Raw genomic sequence first — 16,603 nt, 5'->3', positions numbered from 1 at the left:
CAAACCTAGTTCAGGTTAAATAGAGCAAAAGGCAGATTTTGCTTTCTGCTGCCGTGATTACTCCTCAACAGGAATATTGTGAGTAATCTTTTCTTCTGGCAAACAAATTTTTGAGATACGTAATAGCTCGTTGTTTAGATGGGTTTCTAGCTCTTGAGCAAACAGTTGAAACTCTTCTTTAAAGTTGCGAACCATTGGTGTAGTTAAGCTTGGTGAAGCGTTTTGATGGAGGATGTTGTTTCTCATGCCTGTTATGGAGTTAAAAGTGCCTTTGAAATCAACTCTGACTTTACTGTTATCATTCCCAAAGAAAGTTTCCTGGCACTTGAACACTTGCACTTCTTCAAAAAGATTATCAATCCCAATCCTTGAAAAAAGCTTTTTTAATTCGCTTTCACCATGCTTCCCATATGAGAACTTACAATCAACATTCAAATTGGTAAAATTTCTATCTGACATCCAAAGACTTCCTAGTTCAAGGAATGCATCTATGGCTTCCACTTGTTTATTTTTTTGCTTATAAGTTTCAAGGTTAGCTAGCATCTTAAAAGTGTGTTGCAATCTAAGATTGTGGGGAATTAAAGTACAGCAGGGCTGCAAATTGTTAATGCAAGCAATGTAGTCTTCAGCAATCGATTCAGCAAAATTCTCAAATTTACCAGTCAGTAGTAAAAGAGCAGATTTATTAAAAGCTGCATATTCAATTTCATTTTCTTCATGGGAATCTGCAGCATCAAGAAGAACCACTACTTCTTCCAGAGTACCAATGAACTCTGCTGCATTAGTAAGCTTAATCTCCTCTAGGGTCATTGACGTATTAAGCGAGTAAGTTCCTCGTTCCACTTGTTAAGCCGATACTCTAGTTTCTTCCTGTCCGAAGTTCCTACTGAAATTGCATCGTTGAACGCGGCATCTCGCACAGGAAGTTCGCGAAGAAGATTTTTAATCTCGTCTTTGTGTTGAACTAGAATGTGCCTATCAATGTGCTCAAAACTGACCATTACGAAATCCATGATGGCTCGGTTTAACCGAGGATCAATACTGTTATCTATATTGATTTTTTGAAAAGCTTCAGCCCCAAAAACCTCATAGACCTTTTCAACCGTCGCACTAAATTTTTGCCTAAGGTGATTGACTTCACTTGGCAATATATGCCTCTTCGATTCTAAATACTTATTCAGCGATCTCTTGACCTGACCCGTATAGTTCTTAAGTTCGCCAGCATGAGCGTCATAGCTCTCTGAAATAGTAAAATATCGGAGAATTATCTCCGCGTCAATCATTCGTTTATGCGGCTCGCTTAAGCCAACCATCTGAAGAAATTTTGGGTTCTCTCGTAGTTCCTTCAACAGATTATTAACCTCACCTCTATACAAGCAGTTGCGTAATTCCTGCTCATTTAGTTGAATAGCACCACGATTAAGGCGCATGAAAATCTCATATTTAATCTCTGGATGGGATTCTTTGAATATTAAAATAATTCGGAGAATTCCATTTCTTAATATTCGAGATGCCTTTGGATTCAACTTAGAGTAAACGCAGCCATTTAGTTCTTGTAATACCTCTAGCCCAGTCAGCTTAAACTCCCCATTAAAGAAGCGAAGCAATGAGTTCAATCTTTGCAAACCATCAATGGCACTCCATGTACTATCCTCTTCTTCAGATACATAAATAATAGGAATTGGCACATTTAGAAGTATTGATTCAATCAATAGAGAAGCTTTCTTGTTATCCCAAATGTAATTACGCTGATAATCAGGATTAAGAACAATATCCTCTGCTCGCATCATCGCTACAACATCACTTATGCTTTTGTCGTAAGCTTGAGTACGAAGATTACGCTCCTCTTTAGGAATCTCGTCGGAGACAACAGCATCTTCATTAAGAGCTTCATCAGAGAAATCGAATTTTGCTTCCTGTTCAAGTTCTGCACTGCTGTCCATAAGCTTCTTCATTTATTATCAGATATCTAATGGACTACAAGTGGCAGATTAAACAAGGTAGTTCAGTATCTTCCTCATCTAGCACTGTTTCTAACACATTCGCTAAAGATTGATTAGGCTTTTCTTTTACCTGCTGTGCCACAGATTTCTCGTGATCCGCAATAATCTTTTCCTTGCGGTCGAGTAGCTCCAACAACGTTTCGCCCTGCGTCCAGGTGTAGGTTCTGCCGTCCCGGTGATTCTGTTCATAGTCGAGCGCTTTCTGAAATAAGTCAGGATGCTCTTGTGCCAGCATGACCCATTCATATTTGCGCTGAAAGAAGCAAAAATAGCAGCCCGATCGCGATCGCCAGCGGTAATAATCAGGCATTCCAATTCCGCTTTCTTCAAGTAACCGGATGATGTCAGCTTTAACGAGTCCGTGTTCTTTGAAGGGAAATTTAGCTGTAATAGTGGGTTTGGTCGAGATATAACCATCACGGTTCTCATCGGCACGAATGCCAACGTAGGTAATCACCTCGTCTTCCCCTACCCATTTCTCTAGGGGAATGATTTTCATCTGCTTGGTACACCATCGCATTTTGGGAGACGGTAATACTCCACCGTATACATCCAGCCAGTGGTCAAAGCCTCGCTCGGCTTCGAGATAGTGAATTTTAATGCCAAGCCAATCTTCAATTCGCCCTAGATACTCGTAAGTTTCCTTGAGTTCCTTATGGGTATCGCAGAAGAAGTACTCAATCTCTAGATGGGGATATTTTTGACGCATAAAGATAGCAAGGGCTGTACTGTCCTTGCCACCTGAGAGACCTAATATGTGCCGAACCTTCTTTTTGCTCATGCTGACTGACCCCGCTTCCGTTTAGGTTTCCCCAATTCACCTTGAGAATCAACATCTTTGCGACTTAAGAGTTTTTCATTCAGCTTTGCTAAAAAGCCCTTCTGAAGCCGAGGATTGTCTTTTAATGCTGGCGTATTCAACACCTCTTCGGTGAGGCGATCGAATAACTCCGCATATTCTTCATCAATCCAAACAACTTCATGAACTTCCTGACCATTTGGTTCGGTCACTGTAATTCTGAGAGCATCAAATCCTTTACCTTGCCGCCTAATTTCAGTCCGCAGGGCTTCCAGATTTTGAAACCGACGAACCAAATCACTCAAAGCAATTTCAAATCGACTAAAGTCCTCATCAACCCAACCCTTTGGATGTTTATCTGCCACAATCCTGACTAGTGCCTCTAGCCAATCTCTGTCAGACGAATCCTCTTCCACAGCTTTAGCGACGAAATGCCGTAGGACAGGATCGATGCACTGCCCTACTAGGTAACTGGCACGAACCCGCAAATCCTCCCTTAAGTTAGATTCTTTACTACGAACACCAAACACTTCATATAGATGCTTTTGACAGTCGCTCAGCAAATTGTCATAAGCGGTCTGAATCTCATGGATGCATTGCACCAACTTTTTCCGAAACGCTTTTGCTGCCTGTTCATTTTCTTCTCCACCTGCTGTCATCGGACTAAAACCGCAAGCCTCTGGAAGCGAAATAAACAATAGTTCATCTGGCTCCTGAGCCTTTTGTAATGCCTGTAAAACTTTCAGGGCTTCTAGACTCAACCGTTTTGTCGATCGTGTAAATTCTGGTAGTTGTCGGACAAAACCGAACAATGGCTTAGCGACCGCTAGCAATGATGCGTTACGTACTCCTGTAGGAGCCTTCGCGTTTGGAGACTTCAGCGCAGTTTCAAGTTCCTTGAAAACCTGCGATCGCAGCCCCACCATCTCGAAATATTTCACTGAGAAGCGCGAAGGGTCTTTTACCAATAGCTCAAAATGTTCCGGTCCTAAGATGGGAACAAAGGCTCCATCCCTATAGATACCAACATCATCGACATGAACCAGCAGAAAAGCTGCTAGCAAGACGGGAATTACTCCAGACTTAATACCATAGGGAGGCTGCTCTAGCCGTTGGTAAAGTAAATTGAGTGATCTCTGGCTATCTTTTGCTTCTGTGCAAAACCGTTCGATTGCATCCCAAACGAAGGACACGTCAACGGTTGCTGACTCTAGAGAGGTTTCGCTACTCTGATCACTCCGCAATCGTCCTTTCAAGGAAGTCCCAGGAATATAGGGTAATGGTGGATGGAAACCCCATTCATCAGCCTCTTGACGATGAATACCTGTAGCTTCCAGCACTGACCCATACATGGCTACTTCAGGACCATAACCTTCTAATCCTAAGCGTTGCTTGTCAGCATCTTTGAGCATTGCCTCGATCAGTTCACGTCGTGCTTTTGCTCCTTGGGATGTTAGTTCACGGCGGTTGATCAATTCATTATCTAGCACTGCACCTTTGTCATAGATGAGATCGCACAAGTCTGAAAGCGCAGATTGGAAGCCCCGGCCAGACTCAATGGCAGCAAGCTGCCCATCAATCCAGCAGATGTTTTTCTGTGCTGACCAGTTGAATGCTAGAGCGACTGTTTCATTCAGTAGTTGCTCTGCTTCTACAAGGCGTTGTCTAACCTCACGCTTTGCCACACTATCCGTTTGCAATTCGGGGGCATCTTTCCAAATCTTCTTCAATGCCAAAAAATCTTCACTACGCATTCGTAGTAGTTCAAGATTGGCAACCTTAATTACAATCAGAGGCTTGCCATCTGCCGTGCGTGGTGGAACTGATTTAAAAGATGCGTTATCTAACCAGTAAGCAATTAAGCCGTCACTCCCGGCCGTAGTACAAGTCAAAGCCTGTAGGTCAACCCGGCTATCAACGTACCGTTGCTCAAAATAGCGAAGGTTGCCCGTTGTGGTGTAATGGCGTTGAGCGACCAGCGGTTTTAAGGGATAGGTTGTGGTCAACAAATCGGCTAAAGGATTGTAGGCTTGCTCGATTTGCGCTTGAATTGCGGCTTCAACATCGAAATCTGAGCCTTGCCAGATCCGCAATTCATCTTGGGTTCGACTGCGGTGAGTAATTAATTTTTTCTGCTTCAGATATTGGATCGTCTTCTGCCAATGCCTACGTCCTTTCTCATCGGTGGGGGAGTCACACAATGCCAACGCCACTAATTCAGGGGTTGCGCGAAACTTTCCATTTGAGGTGACTAGATTGAGGACTCCGATGGTTTTCAACACCTTAAGAACATCCTGGCTTTGGTCTTTGGCATCCTGGATTAAGCCTTGCACTTCAACCCAGCGTTGTAAGTTGAGCCGCGACGCAAGCCCGGTTACTGCCTCAACAAAGTAGTCATAAAGCTGGTACAGCTTCAATGTCGGGATTTGATCACTTTGAATTGCAGTGGATTTAAGAAACTGACTGAAAGCGTAAGGCTCGTCGCTAGTGAGAAAGGTAAACAGAGAGCGATCGTTCTGGGCGTAACGCACACAGAGCATCGGCAGCACCAAAGCCGTCAGGGGGTGCAGGGGGTAAGCATCTGCTAACACCTTCGCTGAAATTTCGTACTCCGAGAGTACATCCTTCAATGCATCGGACCAGCTTTCTGCTTGAAGGTGAATACTGGGTCGGACTGGATCAGCTTTAGAGTGATCGATCGCTTGCCCAATCAAGCGAGTCATCTGACTCGGCGATTCAGTAAGAACGATGTCTGTAAATCGTCCGTGAATCTTTGTCCATTCGCTTTGTTCTACTGTCGAGAGGCGATCGCTGTATCCTGCAAACGACTGATGGAGAATGCCCAACAGGTGAACCTGATAGTCTCCCTTAAGCTCTAGCTCAGCAATCTGCTGAAGCAGGTAAAGATCTTGAATGCCCTGATGATGAGCCGCATACTCCAGATTCTTGCCCAACTCATCGATAATAAGCAGCACATCCGTTTCAACTGTTTGGACGACCTCTCGGAGCAATTTCAGCACTTGTTGGTCCGTGACTTGGCAGTTGCCTTCCTCTGCCTGGAAACGCCACTCATTAAGATCCATCCAGAAATTTGGCTTCCGCTTCTTCTTCCAAAAAAGCTCAAACCCACGCGATAAGGCACGAACGATCGTCCAGCTTAAAGGCTCCCGTTGAGCCGTTGCTACGGCTCTCAATAATCCAGGCTCAGGAACATTTGTGATGGCTGCCATTTCGGGGCTTTCAGCCGGAAAAGCATATTCAGCGATCGCCCAAGCTTCTTCGGCAACCGGATGCCCTTCCGGTGCACACAAAGCCGCTAAATAGTGGGCAAATGCTGACTTCCCTGTTCCATAGACACCAGTTAATGTCCAGGCGCGGTGGGCATTCGGATCTCCAATGGCAGACAAAATGCGCCGCAAAGCTTCAGCGGATCGCTCAGTCGGAACATAGCCCTGAACCGCATCAGGCTTATCTAAATCTCTCTCTAAATTGACGGATCGGTAGTAGCGGCGGTGTAGCTCAAAATAGGTTGATAGAAGGTTCGGCTGAGCGCTCACGTCGAAGCCCTTATTGGTCATCTTGCTCACCTTCCCGACCGATAGTACCCGTCTAAGATAGCCGCTGCTAGGCTCAGTGGCTCCCCTTCAAAGGAAAATTGAAGCTTTCCGGCTGCATCCGAGAGCTGAATCTGATCCCGTCGTCGGGCTACGACTTCGATCGCGTCGCAGATGGCACTCTCGGTTAGCTTAAATACGAGTCCTGGGCTACCAAGGTCATACAGCAAATTGGCAATCGGAATCGTTTTGGCGGGGCTACCTCTTCGAGCGTGTTGCTGTAGGCAAGCGTAGACCACGATTTCTGGCGGCAAGCTTGGTTTCTGCCCAACCCGAAACATATAGTGCCGAGAATCCCCTGCGGTGTGAATTAACCCCAGTTCTGTAAATGGGCAATCCAAGGAATCTTCGCTGACTTGAGCCTTACCACTGGGTTGCACGACATACATCCGCAAAATGCAACTCACGTCCTTTCTGAGTGAAGACTCAGAAATACGGGGGGCGACCCGATCGCGGTACTCACAAAGCTGGTAGAACAAATTTTCAGTTGTAAACTCGACCTGGCGGAAATAGTTGAAGGCAACATCCCAGGCGGACGCTAAGTTAGGTGCTTCCAAAAGTTTCCAGTGCAGCAGCCAAAGGGAGGCAGGATCTTCTAGATAAGAGTCCCAACCGTCCTGCCCCAAAAGCTGTTCACCAAATTCTGTCGGCTGGTCATCTCTCAGCAGTTTGAAAGCAGAGCACCAGTAGCGAATCGATCTCACCATGTTTTTCCCCACACCTAGCCGGACTGGGGCATCCTCTCGCAAAAAAATTTCTGAATCGATAGAAGCGCGATCGAATCCCTTCTTCAGCCAACCAAACCGGGGGTGAAAAGTTTCATGACGAGCGAAGACAATGACTTTAGAAGTGTCATTGGTATCTGCACTGCGGCTTACTTGCTCGACGGTCATAATTTTATTAGAACTAATGTACCTATTCTCTACGATTTAGGGCGTGCTGAAAACCCCTAACCGTGGGGAGCGACCATTATGCTACCCCATATATAGGGGTTAAAATTTAATTGACCTGAATTAGTGGTGCTATTAAGCATCAAAAGCGGTCACAATGTTCAGCCTTTGGCAATGCAGTAGGATAATGAGTTCAAGTTGCAACTCAGGCGAATAAAGTCTTTTTTTGATGTTTTGTAGCCTTGACGATTTCGACGCGATCGCTTCTACCTGCCAGCGTAGCAAGGTGGGCAAACTTCTGCCGGATGCTCTCTATGTTCACGTCTCAGCCTTGCCAGCCTTAGATCCGATTTTGCAGGACTACGAGAAGGAAGCTCGCCAAATCGCCGCCCCGCCAGAAGTCGTCACACTAGTTAAGTTCAATACTGAGAAGCCGAGCGTTTCTTATCTGATTTACCCCGACTTCGATGCTGAGCCTCATCCCGCCCTACAAACCAGTATTCAGGTTGATCTTCGGAGCCGCGAAGTCAACTATCGAAACTACAGCGACACTGGCAACCCGTTTATCCTTCATCGCAAAGAGACCTTCGTTACAACTGATTATCCGCTCTATCAGCAGTTTGCTGCCCTAACTCGCCAAGAAGAAGCGTTGGGATTGCTCAGTAATCCGCGATCTATCGGCACTCGTTCAGCTTGGGAAGAACGGCTGGCTCAGTTCAAAGTGTCGTTTCAGGAACATACACTGGTTCACCGTTCTCTTCTTAATTCTCAATCTGCTCAAGTTAAGATCGATCGCCACAAAGCTGCGATCAACCGTAATGATTTTTCTAAACCGATGCGGTTGGCACTAGAGGCAGGATTGTTTAGCAAACAAACGATCTTCTTCGATTACGGCTGTGGGCAGGGCGGTGATTTGGAACGGGTTGCCAAGTTGGGTTACACCAGTTCTGGTTGGGACCCCTACTATCGTCCTGATACAGATTTGACAGCAGCAGATATTGTAAATCTGGGCTATGTCATCAACGTCATTGAGTCCCAGACAGAGCGGCGAGAGGCGCTGATCAAAGCATGGGAGTTAACCCAGCAAGTTTTAATTGTGGCGGCACAGGTGTTGATTGCTCAGGGAAATAGCCAGATCGCCTATGGCGACGGGGTGATCACGAGCCGCAATACGTTCCAGAAATATTACGACCAGGAAGAACTGAAGCTTTACATCGATCAGGTGTTGGGAGTCGATGCGGTCCCGGTGGCGTTGGGCATTTATTTTGTGTTCCGGAATGAGGCGCAGGCAGAGAATTTCCGTGCCGCTCGGTTTCGATCGCGCGTCTCCGTTCCCAAGGTGCAACTCAGCAATAAGCGCTTTGAGGATTATAAGGAACGGCTGGCTCCGCTAATGATGTTTTACACGGAGCGGGGACGGTTGCCGACGTTAGAGGAACTGCCTGAAACGGAGACACTCAGCGCAGAGTTTGGTAATCTGCGGCGAGCGTTTCAGATTGTCTTGCAGGCGACGAACCCGCAAGAGTGGGATGCCATCAGCGATCGCCGTCGTGGGGATTTGTTGGTTTACCTAGCGCTGAGTCACTTTGGTCATCGCCCGAAGCTGCGCGATCTCGCTCCTGTAATTCAGACTGACATCAAGAGTCTGTTTGGCGGCTATCAGCAGGCTTGCACAGCAGCCGATTTGATGTTGATGAGTTTGGGCAATTTGGCAGTGGTGGCAGAACGCTGTCAGAACAGCCCGATTGGGAAGAAGCTGCCGGGTTCGCTGTGGGTGCATGTGTCGGCGATCGAAACCCTTGACCCGCTGCTACGCCTTTATGAAGGCTGTGCCTCGCGGACGATCGGTCGTCCTGAAGAGGCGAATGTGATCAAGTTCCACTGCCGCAAGCCTAAAATTACGTATTTGGTCTATCCAGACTTTGATGCCAACCCGCATCCAGCTTTGCACACTAGTATGCAGATTGACCTGCGGGATTTGCACGTTCACTACCGCGACTATGACTTGAGCGAGAACCCACCCCTACTGCATCAAAAGGATTTGCTGGTTGCGCCTGACTACCCTGGCTACGAAAAGTTTGCCAAGCTGAGTCGGCAGGAGGAGTATTGGGGGCTTTTGGAAGATTGGAAGCAGATCGGCGATCGTCGAGGTTGGCTAAAGTGCTTGGAAGACCGCTGTGCTGAGTTGAAGGGGCATCGGGTGGTATGGCAAAAAAATGCTGATCCGTATCGCGTGAAGCTAGTGCGCTCGATGATTCGGGCAAAACAAGCAGAACACAAAAGTTAGGAATGAAGCAATTAATTTATTTCGATCTAAAGCGGGGGGATTATGCCAAGTCCAGACTTTCAAGTTATTCAATGGATTAAGAGAATTCGGACAAGGCTCAATCCAGAGTGGAAAGAAGAATACAAGTCTTTACTGATTTTATCTGTACTTGAACTCTTGAACAATCAACCTGATCATCCCAATAAATTCGAGTACACTGAACTTTTTAATTTCTTCAAAACTTTGATTCCAGAGCGAGCGAGCAACCAAGTTCTTGAGCGGCAGTTCTCCAACCCATATATCAGACTCCGAAGTGATCAAGAACCTTTACAGGTTTGGATACCTCAACCTTCAGAAAGTGTTGACATTGAGACAATTAACCCTGCTAACCCAGCATCGGTTAGGCGAGGTGTACCTTATATAAAAATCAATGATGAAGTCTGGTCTTCCTTTCAATCCCAATCGGTTCGGGACACAATTCGCGAAGAAATAAATGAGAGATTATCTCCGTCTGACACTCAAGGTTCGCTATTTGATCAAATTGAGAATATTCAAGGCACTGACACTTCTGCTGAAATAGAAGTTTCTGATTCACTAGAAGATGCTTACCTGACTCCGAATGTTTCCGAGCAAGGCGCTATAAATTCTCTAGGAGATACAGTCTCAGTCTCATTTGCTGAACAAGAAGTTAATTCTGGTCAGATATTGCATCAACCCGCATATTCACTAGAAGACTGTGCGAACGCGACGTATCTGACAGAGGAGAAACTAGGTCAGTGGATCAAAGTAATCAAACGTAAGAAGCAAGCTATATTGTACGGTCCGCCTGGTACAGGTAAGACTTTCATTGCAGAGCATTTAGTTCGTCACATCATTGGTGAAATCGGCTTCTACGACATAGTGCAGTTTCATCCAGCCTACAGCTATGAAGATTTTATTCAAGGGATTCGTCCAGTCTCCACAAAATCTGGCACTTTGACTTATCCATACAAGAACGGTAGATTTCTGGACTTCTGCGAAAAGGCAAAAAAATATCAGGGGATATGCGTCCTCATTTTAGATGAGATGAACCGTGCAAATCTTGCTCAAGTTTTCGGTGAATTAATGTACTTGTTAGAATACCGTGATAAAAAAATTCCTTTAGCAAGCGGTAAGCTTTTTGAAATTCCTCAAAATGTGATCGTTGTTGGCACAATGAACACGGCTGACCGATCTATTGCTCTGATAGACTATGCGCTGCGCCGCAGATTTGCATTTATTGCTTTACAACCGGATTATGATGTGTTGAGAAGATTCTATGCAGGAAAAGAATTGCCTTTTTCAATAGAAAAGCTTATCGAAACTTTAGGATCTCTCAATCGAGAAATTGATGATCCGAATTACGAAATAGGCTCATCCTTCTTCCTATGCGATGACCTATCTGAAAACATTGAGGTCATATGGAAAACAGAGATTGAGCCATATTTAGAGGAGTATTTCTTCACACAACGCCATAGGTTAGAGCAATTTGGATGGGGCGCTATTATGTCTCAAATAGGGTTGTGAGACATGAAAAAACAAATAATTGAGTTAGATGAATATATTCCGCTTCAACTGCACCAGGAATTGTTACCTCTTCATATTGGGAAATTTATTAGAAGTCGGTATGGAAACAAGATTTCCGTGGAGTTTCCTTCTGCTGGAACAGATCATCACTGGAAATTGATTTCTAGAGGCTGGGTTGGCTTTATTCCTATAACTTCGCAAATCACATTGAGATTGGTGCCGAAGGTCGAGATTAGCAATTTATTTCAGATGTTAGAGTACGCCTATGGCTTAAATATTAGCTTTCAAGACAATTTAGTTAATTGCGCTACTATTGAAGGCTTTTACGAGCGTTTAGCTCAGCTTTTAGCATCGAAAGTACTAAGAAAAGCACAAAAAGGTTTTTATCAAACGTATGTTTCATCAACCGAACGTCTTCCTCGTGTTCGAGGACACATAGATATTAAACACGCAGTCTACAATCCCTGGGAAGTAAACTTGAAATGTTGCTATCAAGAGCTTACTGGTGATGTTCCAGAAAACCGAATTTTAGCTTGGTCACTGTTTCTAATTGTTAATAGCGGTTTGTGTTCTCACAGCTTACCGCTAATTCGCCAATCGTACCAGGCTCTACGAGGTATAGCCACAATATCCCCATATAGCTCATATGACTGCAACAACAGAAGTTATAACCGCCTGAATGAAGATTACCGTCCATTACATGCACTATGCAGATTCTTTATAGAAAGCACTGGAGCTAGTCATCATCTAGGAGATTACACTATGCTTGCCTTTCTGGTGAACATGGCTCAGCTTTTTGAAGCATTTGTTGCTGAGTGGCTAACTCAGAACTTACCAGCAGGCTACGCTCTAAAGAAGCAAGAAAGAATGTTGATTGAAACTGAAGAAAATCGCTTTCTCAAGATTGATTTAGTAATATACAACACAAGAAATGATTCAGTATATTGTGTTTTGGATACTAAATATAAACGAAGAATTGATGATTCTGACTTATATCAAATCACTACCTATGCTGTGACCAAAGAAGTGAGCAAGGCATTTTTGATATACCCACAAGATTTTGGCAGAAATGCAGTTTATAGAATGGGAGACATTCGAGTTCAGGCTATCGCGTTTGCACTACACGGCGATTTGTGGAGGAATGGACAAGAGTTTATCACTGCTCTCTTCAACAGTTAGCGATTCTCGGAGGTAGCAAGGATTCACTTCAATCGCTCTCTTTGAACATGTCTGTAAGGCGATCTCTCTCTAATCCCAAAATCCGAAAATCGCAGGCAGCACCTAAGCGATCGCAGTAATAGTTCCCATTCCGATTCTTCTCATGAGCCATGTGCTGATCCCGACTCGGATCAATCCGCCCGTTTTTAATCCCCGTCACCGGGTCTTTCTGGCTCAAAAACCGCTTCAAATCCTTTGAGCAAAACCCGTAGGTCAACTGAAACCGCTCTCTGCCGAAATGATCAATCACCGGATCGAGGATATGCTGACATAGCGCTTCTAGTGCTGGAATCGTTTCCTCCAAGTTTTTCGGGTACGGGTCAATGCGATCGACGTACTTGCGGTACGTCTGTGTACACGCGCAAAATTCCTGCAAAGTCAGGTACTTTCCCAACAAGTTTTCGTGCATTTAAGCGCAAACCTCCTGAAGCGGTCACCCTATCTCTGAACAGAAACCCAGAACACCTCACTGCAAAGTATTTCACATCAAACGATGTGTTTGTCACGCTTGGCTCCAACGTTTAATTGCGATGAGTAGTTGGCTGGCTTGCTGAGGAGCAACTTTTGGTAAGTGATTTGTAATGTAGTCATCAGTCAAACCTACCGATACACCTAAATTGGGGTCGATACCGTCCAGAATCTGAGGATTGATAACCGTGGTTTGCCAATCCCGATCCCAAAAGATACGGTTAGCGAGACCATCCATAATCTGTTTCCACATTTCCAAATCTTTCGAGCAAACGTCATAAACAATGGGTTCACAATTTTCTTCTTCATCCTCAGCCTACCTTCTGCCATCCTGGCAGAAGGTAGGCTGAAAAAGGTTGCCAAACCATCTGCCGGTAAGAATACGTGAAACTATCGGCTTCATCATCGACTTCAAACTCCTCACATTCAATCTCTTCCGCAATCCTCATCCGTATATAGGCAAAATATAGGCAAAGGAGAAGTAGACAGCGGCTTCAAGTGTATTGGTGAGCGTGGGTGCTTCTACAGTTGGATCAAGTAGGGCAGTCAGACAACAATGCAACAGCACCACTTTCTGTTCAAAGCTGGCACTGTCAAAGATTCGCTCGTAGGTAAAGATGTCTACCTCCTCGCCAGCCTCGGCATACTGCTCAAGGTAATCAACCGCTAATTGCATCGCTTCTAAATAAAATTCCGCCTCTGCTCCTTCCAGGGTTCGGAGTCCAAGAATAGTATTCCACATCAAAGTTCCTTCAGAGTATATTCAGAGATCTTACGACCTCAAACTTAACCAACATGACCTAAAAATACCTAAACTTTTGCCATTGGGGGAATTTTGGGGGAATTTTTGAGTAGCAAGCCTCAAACCCTTGTACAACAGACTGTGAGAGAGGACTGAAAATCCTCGTGTCACCGGTTCAAGTCCGGTTCCTGGCATTTGATAAAATCAAGCAAAGACCCTGAGTTCATGCGATTTAGGGCTTTTTCATTTTCTGCGTTTCAAAATATTTGTTCTGCTTTTGGGTATTAATTAGGTCTGTTTAGGGACAAATTGGGAAGACGCACTTGCAGCTTTGTCGTTTTATTAACTGGGTTGCTTAAGTTGCGATCGATTTGGGCACTCTGAACCTGTTCAAGCAATTTCAGTTATGGTTATCGGGAATGGTATCGAGGTATGTCACAATGCCCCAGCATTCCTGATACCATTCAAAAAACTCAGTGCATCGCACTCAACTAGAGTGGGGAAAACGCCATGCGGCACGGACAGGATCAGATATTTGGACGAGACTATGAGCGGTGCCTAAAAAGTTTAGACTGGGCGATCGCTCAACTAGGTGGCAGCACAGATCCAGAACAGCTTGCCATTACGGCTGAACTGATCATTCAAACAATGTCAGGACCTTGGCGCTATTTTCACACTTCAGAACACATTTTTGAGGTGGGCGGATCGGGCGATGCGATCGAAATTTTAGCGGCTTTGTTTCATGATCTTGTCTACGTTCAGGTAGACCAAGGAGTCAGCGTTAACATTAGTCGCCGGATTTCGCCCTTCGTCAAAGAAATTGATGGAGAGTTGGTAATTTTGAGCCATGCCCAGCTTGTGCCCGATCACGTGTTTGATATGGTTGCCCAAATCTTTAGCTTTGTTCCCGAGCAAACTCTTCAGCCAGCCGCCGGACAAAACGAATTTCTCAGCGCTTTGATTGGGGCGAAATGCTTAGAACATGCTTTACCCATGAGCGTGATTGCTGAAGTTGTAGCGTGTATTGAAGCCACGATTCCGTTTCGGGCTAAATCTGAGAATGGACAGACTGCTGGAGAACGCTTAGGCGATCGCCTGATAGTCACCAATGAACAGTTTGGCTTTGGCTGGAGTGAAGCAGATTTGCAGACTATTGTGCGGCGAGCCGTGCGACTGGCAAACCGAGATGTTGAAAACTTTGCCTATCCCTCTTCAGCCGAGTTCCTTGACAATACCTGGAACCTAATGCCAGAGACGAATCATGATCTAATCAGCGCCAATTCTTACACCGTTTCTGGCTATCGCCTATCGCTCCAAAAAATGGAAGGCTTTATGTATTTTCTTAAACCAGAGGTTGTCTTTCAGCGTTACTTGGATGAGCCTAGTTTGCCGACCTACACCACGGCTATCAGCCGCACTCAAAAAAACTTGGAAATTGCGCGGCTCTATTTGGGTAGCAAATTGCTGTCTATTGCCGTCATCGAAGCGCTTTCTCAACGGCTTGGGCAAGATATTCCTCTGGCAACCATGATGGGTGAATTGCCGGGTCGTGGCTTGTCTACTGCGCAATTGGAGAATTTTTTACCCACGGTTTCTTGTCCCGTTTCGCCCACAACTCCGTTAGAGCAAGAGGTTTTGGAACTGTTAGAGAAAGGACGCAGCAAATCGTCTAGCTATGATGTAAAGAATTCTCCTGTTGCCACTTACATCATTAAGTCTTTAGGTTTTTCTGAATCCCAGCGATTACTGATGCAAGCGAAAGATTATTTTAAGCAAAACCTGTCGGGAGAAGAGTTTTTGAGCCGATGCGATCGCACCGTAGTAAACACCATTGTGCAAGCCGTTTTGAAAGTATTTGAAAGGCGGATCGCAGCGATCGGCAACTTCAATGCCAGCGTCAAAACTTAGCATCCTGATTGAGATATGAAAATGATTCACTTGGGTCTGGGCTGCACCACTGCCCTTTTGCTCTTGTTAGGTAGTCCTTTCCTAGCCAGTTCTCCTGAGTCCTTACCCGTCGCCTTGGCTCACTCTCGCCCCGTGGAATTGGCGCTTCAATCCGCGATGCCGACTGTTTCGATTGGGCGACTTCCACTAGAAGCCCGTCAAACGATTGACCTGATTCAACGGGGTGGTCCTTTTCCTTATCGCAAGGATGGCACCATTTTTGGCAATCGAGAAAAACGGTTGCCCTTAGCACCCAGCGGTTACTACCGGGAATATATTGTGCCTACGCCCGGTTCTCGCGATCGCGGCGCTCGACGGATTGTGACGGGGCAACCGCAAGAATATTACTACACTCAAAATCACTACCGCAGTTTCTCAAAAGTCAAACTGTAGAAGCAGCAAAGGCAGACAGCATGGATGAACTGATTTCAGCACTACAAGGCGATCGCGCTCCCGGACTTTACCAAAGTGCAGCAGACTTGGATCTAGAGGAACTCGCCGACAGTTGTCAGGAACAAGATTTTCAACTGGGGTATCTGGATGGCACCATTATTACTAACAAAGCAGAGTTGCTAACCGCTTGCGCCACTGCCCTAAAATTTCCTAGCCATTTTGGGCACAATTGGGATGCGTTAGAGGAGTGCCTCACCGACTTAGAGTGGCTGCTTGGGAATGGCTACCTAGTGCTTTACAGTCACCCCAAAACTTTTGCTCAAGCTCATCCCAAAGATTGGAAAACCCTACTTGAAATTTTCCAATCTGCGATCGACGAATGGAACGAAACCGATATTCCTATGTACATTGTGTTTAGCGGCGATCGCCCCTTACTATCTGCGATTGAAACCCTATAGCAAAGGGGATCTCTCTTTACCTTTTCAATCCGTCTAGCTGCATAGGTTTCAGTCTGTCCCATTAGAAATCCTCAGACTATAGCTGCCTCAACTTCACTTAAGGATACTTAAGGATTTGATAGGAAGATTATCTGTGCCACAAAATTATGTATACGGTATACCGTGATTTCAAGCCGTTCCGTATCTTGTAAGACAGAAGAGGCGTTGGGGTCTAGACGTAAACTACTGAGCAGGGAACTAGTCAGTTCTTACCTAGCCTG

The 16,603-nt window shown here is 45.4% G+C and carries 14 protein-coding genes; 6 read left to right on the top strand and 8 right to left on the bottom strand.

The window, feature by feature from the left end; all coding sequences use genetic code 11:
* Positions 1–57 precede the first annotated feature (57 nt).
* The 5 genes from AC1S5B_RS06390 to AC1S5B_RS06370 are packed head-to-tail and all read right to left on the bottom strand — an operon-like array spanning position 58 to position 7,309.
* The gene (locus AC1S5B_RS06390; protein WP_482034844.1) at positions 58–810 is read right to left on the bottom strand and encodes a HEPN domain-containing protein; all 753 of its coding nucleotides are present in this window, start codon (positions 808–810) and stop codon (positions 58–60) included.
* A complete protein-coding gene (locus AC1S5B_RS06385; RefSeq protein ID WP_482034843.1) occupies positions 807–1,943 on the bottom strand; it encodes a DUF262 domain-containing protein in 1,137 nt (378 codons plus the stop codon). The genes AC1S5B_RS06390 and AC1S5B_RS06385 overlap by 4 nt, the downstream gene beginning before the upstream one ends.
* 34 nt (positions 1,944–1,977) lie before the next feature.
* Positions 1,978–2,784 carry a phosphoadenosine phosphosulfate reductase family protein gene (locus AC1S5B_RS06380; protein WP_482034842.1) on the bottom strand — a complete coding sequence of 269 codons (807 nt, stop codon included), beginning with the start codon at positions 2,782–2,784 and terminating at the stop codon, positions 1,978–1,980.
* Entirely contained in the window at positions 2,781–6,380 is a 3,600-nt protein-coding gene (locus tag AC1S5B_RS06375; protein WP_482034841.1) for a hypothetical protein, read from the bottom strand. The genes AC1S5B_RS06380 and AC1S5B_RS06375 overlap by 4 nt, the downstream gene beginning before the upstream one ends.
* Before the next feature lie 5 nt (positions 6,381–6,385).
* Positions 6,386–7,309, bottom strand: coding sequence for a DUF4007 family protein (locus AC1S5B_RS06370; protein WP_482034840.1), 924 nt, complete (start codon positions 7,307–7,309; stop codon positions 6,386–6,388).
* Positions 7,310–7,535: 226 nt separating this feature from the next.
* Here AC1S5B_RS06370 and AC1S5B_RS06365 point away from each other — a divergent pair, with 226 nt between their 5' ends.
* The 3 genes from AC1S5B_RS06365 to AC1S5B_RS06355 are packed head-to-tail and all read left to right on the top strand — an operon-like array spanning position 7,536 to position 12,296.
* The gene (locus AC1S5B_RS06365) at positions 7,536–9,593 is read left to right on the top strand and encodes a DNA phosphorothioation-associated putative methyltransferase (RefSeq protein WP_482034839.1); all 2,058 of its coding nucleotides are present in this window, start codon (positions 7,536–7,538) and stop codon (positions 9,591–9,593) included.
* Positions 9,594–9,635: 42 nt separating this feature from the next.
* Complete coding sequence (locus AC1S5B_RS06360; RefSeq protein WP_482034838.1) at positions 9,636–11,117, top strand: McrB family protein; 1,482 nt, start codon at positions 9,636–9,638, stop codon at positions 11,115–11,117.
* 3 nt (positions 11,118–11,120) lie between these two features.
* A complete protein-coding gene (locus AC1S5B_RS06355; protein WP_482034837.1) occupies positions 11,121–12,296 on the top strand; it encodes an McrC family protein in 1,176 nt (391 codons plus the stop codon).
* A 28-nt stretch (positions 12,297–12,324) separates the two neighbouring features.
* On the opposite strand, the gene AC1S5B_RS06350 is transcribed toward AC1S5B_RS06355, so the two are convergent.
* From AC1S5B_RS06350 to AC1S5B_RS06340, 3 genes are all read right to left on the bottom strand, one after another.
* Positions 12,325–12,744 carry a hypothetical protein gene (locus tag AC1S5B_RS06350; RefSeq protein ID WP_482034836.1) on the bottom strand — a complete coding sequence of 140 codons (420 nt, stop codon included), beginning with the start codon at positions 12,742–12,744 and terminating at the stop codon, positions 12,325–12,327.
* A gap of 93 nt (positions 12,745–12,837) precedes the next feature.
* Positions 12,838–13,041 (bottom strand): hypothetical protein, encoded by a 204-nt coding sequence (locus tag AC1S5B_RS06345; RefSeq protein WP_482034835.1) that lies wholly within the window; start codon positions 13,039–13,041, stop codon positions 12,838–12,840.
* 207 nt (positions 13,042–13,248) lie between these two features.
* The gene (locus tag AC1S5B_RS06340) at positions 13,249–13,545 is read right to left on the bottom strand and encodes a hypothetical protein (RefSeq protein ID WP_482034834.1); all 297 of its coding nucleotides are present in this window, start codon (positions 13,543–13,545) and stop codon (positions 13,249–13,251) included.
* 510 nt (positions 13,546–14,055) lie between these two features.
* On the opposite strand from AC1S5B_RS06340, the gene AC1S5B_RS06335 reads away from it, so the two are divergent.
* From AC1S5B_RS06335 to AC1S5B_RS06325, 3 genes are read left to right on the top strand one after another with little or no spacing between them, the layout of a single operon-like run.
* The gene (locus AC1S5B_RS06335; protein WP_482034833.1) at positions 14,056–15,453 is read left to right on the top strand and encodes a hypothetical protein; all 1,398 of its coding nucleotides are present in this window, start codon (positions 14,056–14,058) and stop codon (positions 15,451–15,453) included.
* Positions 15,454–15,468: 15 nt separating this feature from the next.
* Entirely contained in the window at positions 15,469–15,885 is a 417-nt protein-coding gene (locus AC1S5B_RS06330) for a guanyl-specific ribonuclease (RefSeq protein WP_482034832.1), read from the top strand.
* A 20-nt stretch (positions 15,886–15,905) separates the two neighbouring features.
* Positions 15,906–16,343, top strand: a complete 438-nt coding sequence (locus AC1S5B_RS06325) for a barstar family protein (protein WP_482034831.1) — start codon at positions 15,906–15,908, stop codon at positions 16,341–16,343.
* Positions 16,344–16,603 lie beyond the last annotated feature (260 nt).

Source organism: Leptolyngbya sp. CALU 1928, from assembly GCF_056784215.1.
Note: the sequence above shows the minus strand (reverse complement) of the source record. Positions and strands in the feature narration are given on the sequence as shown.

What these genes read in the sequence shown, in the direction of transcription:
- AC1S5B_RS06390 (WP_482034844.1), bottom strand. Translation starts at nt 810, where the DNA reads ATGACCCTAGAGGAGATTAAGCTTACTAATGCAGCAGAGTTCATTGGT.
- AC1S5B_RS06385 (WP_482034843.1), bottom strand. Translation starts at nt 1,943, where the DNA reads ATGGACAGCAGTGCAGAACTTGAACAGGAAGCAAAATTCGATTTCTCT.
- AC1S5B_RS06380 (WP_482034842.1), bottom strand. Translation starts at nt 2,784, where the DNA reads ATGAGCAAAAAGAAGGTTCGGCACATATTAGGTCTCTCAGGTGGCAAG.
- AC1S5B_RS06375 (WP_482034841.1), bottom strand. Translation starts at nt 6,380, where the DNA reads ATGACCAATAAGGGCTTCGACGTGAGCGCTCAGCCGAACCTTCTATCA.
- AC1S5B_RS06370 (WP_482034840.1), bottom strand. Translation starts at nt 7,309, where the DNA reads ATGACCGTCGAGCAAGTAAGCCGCAGTGCAGATACCAATGACACTTCT.
- AC1S5B_RS06365 (WP_482034839.1), top strand. Translation starts at nt 7,536, where the DNA reads ATGTTTTGTAGCCTTGACGATTTCGACGCGATCGCTTCTACCTGCCAG.
- AC1S5B_RS06360 (WP_482034838.1), top strand. Translation starts at nt 9,636, where the DNA reads ATGCCAAGTCCAGACTTTCAAGTTATTCAATGGATTAAGAGAATTCGG.
- AC1S5B_RS06355 (WP_482034837.1), top strand. Translation starts at nt 11,121, where the DNA reads ATGAAAAAACAAATAATTGAGTTAGATGAATATATTCCGCTTCAACTG.
- AC1S5B_RS06350 (WP_482034836.1), bottom strand. Translation starts at nt 12,744, where the DNA reads ATGCACGAAAACTTGTTGGGAAAGTACCTGACTTTGCAGGAATTTTGC.
- AC1S5B_RS06345 (WP_482034835.1), bottom strand. Translation starts at nt 13,041, where the DNA reads ATGGATGGTCTCGCTAACCGTATCTTTTGGGATCGGGATTGGCAAACC.
- AC1S5B_RS06340 (WP_482034834.1), bottom strand. Translation starts at nt 13,545, where the DNA reads ATGTGGAATACTATTCTTGGACTCCGAACCCTGGAAGGAGCAGAGGCG.
- AC1S5B_RS06335 (WP_482034833.1), top strand. Translation starts at nt 14,056, where the DNA reads ATGCGGCACGGACAGGATCAGATATTTGGACGAGACTATGAGCGGTGC.
- AC1S5B_RS06330 (WP_482034832.1), top strand. Translation starts at nt 15,469, where the DNA reads ATGAAAATGATTCACTTGGGTCTGGGCTGCACCACTGCCCTTTTGCTC.
- AC1S5B_RS06325 (WP_482034831.1), top strand. Translation starts at nt 15,906, where the DNA reads ATGGATGAACTGATTTCAGCACTACAAGGCGATCGCGCTCCCGGACTT.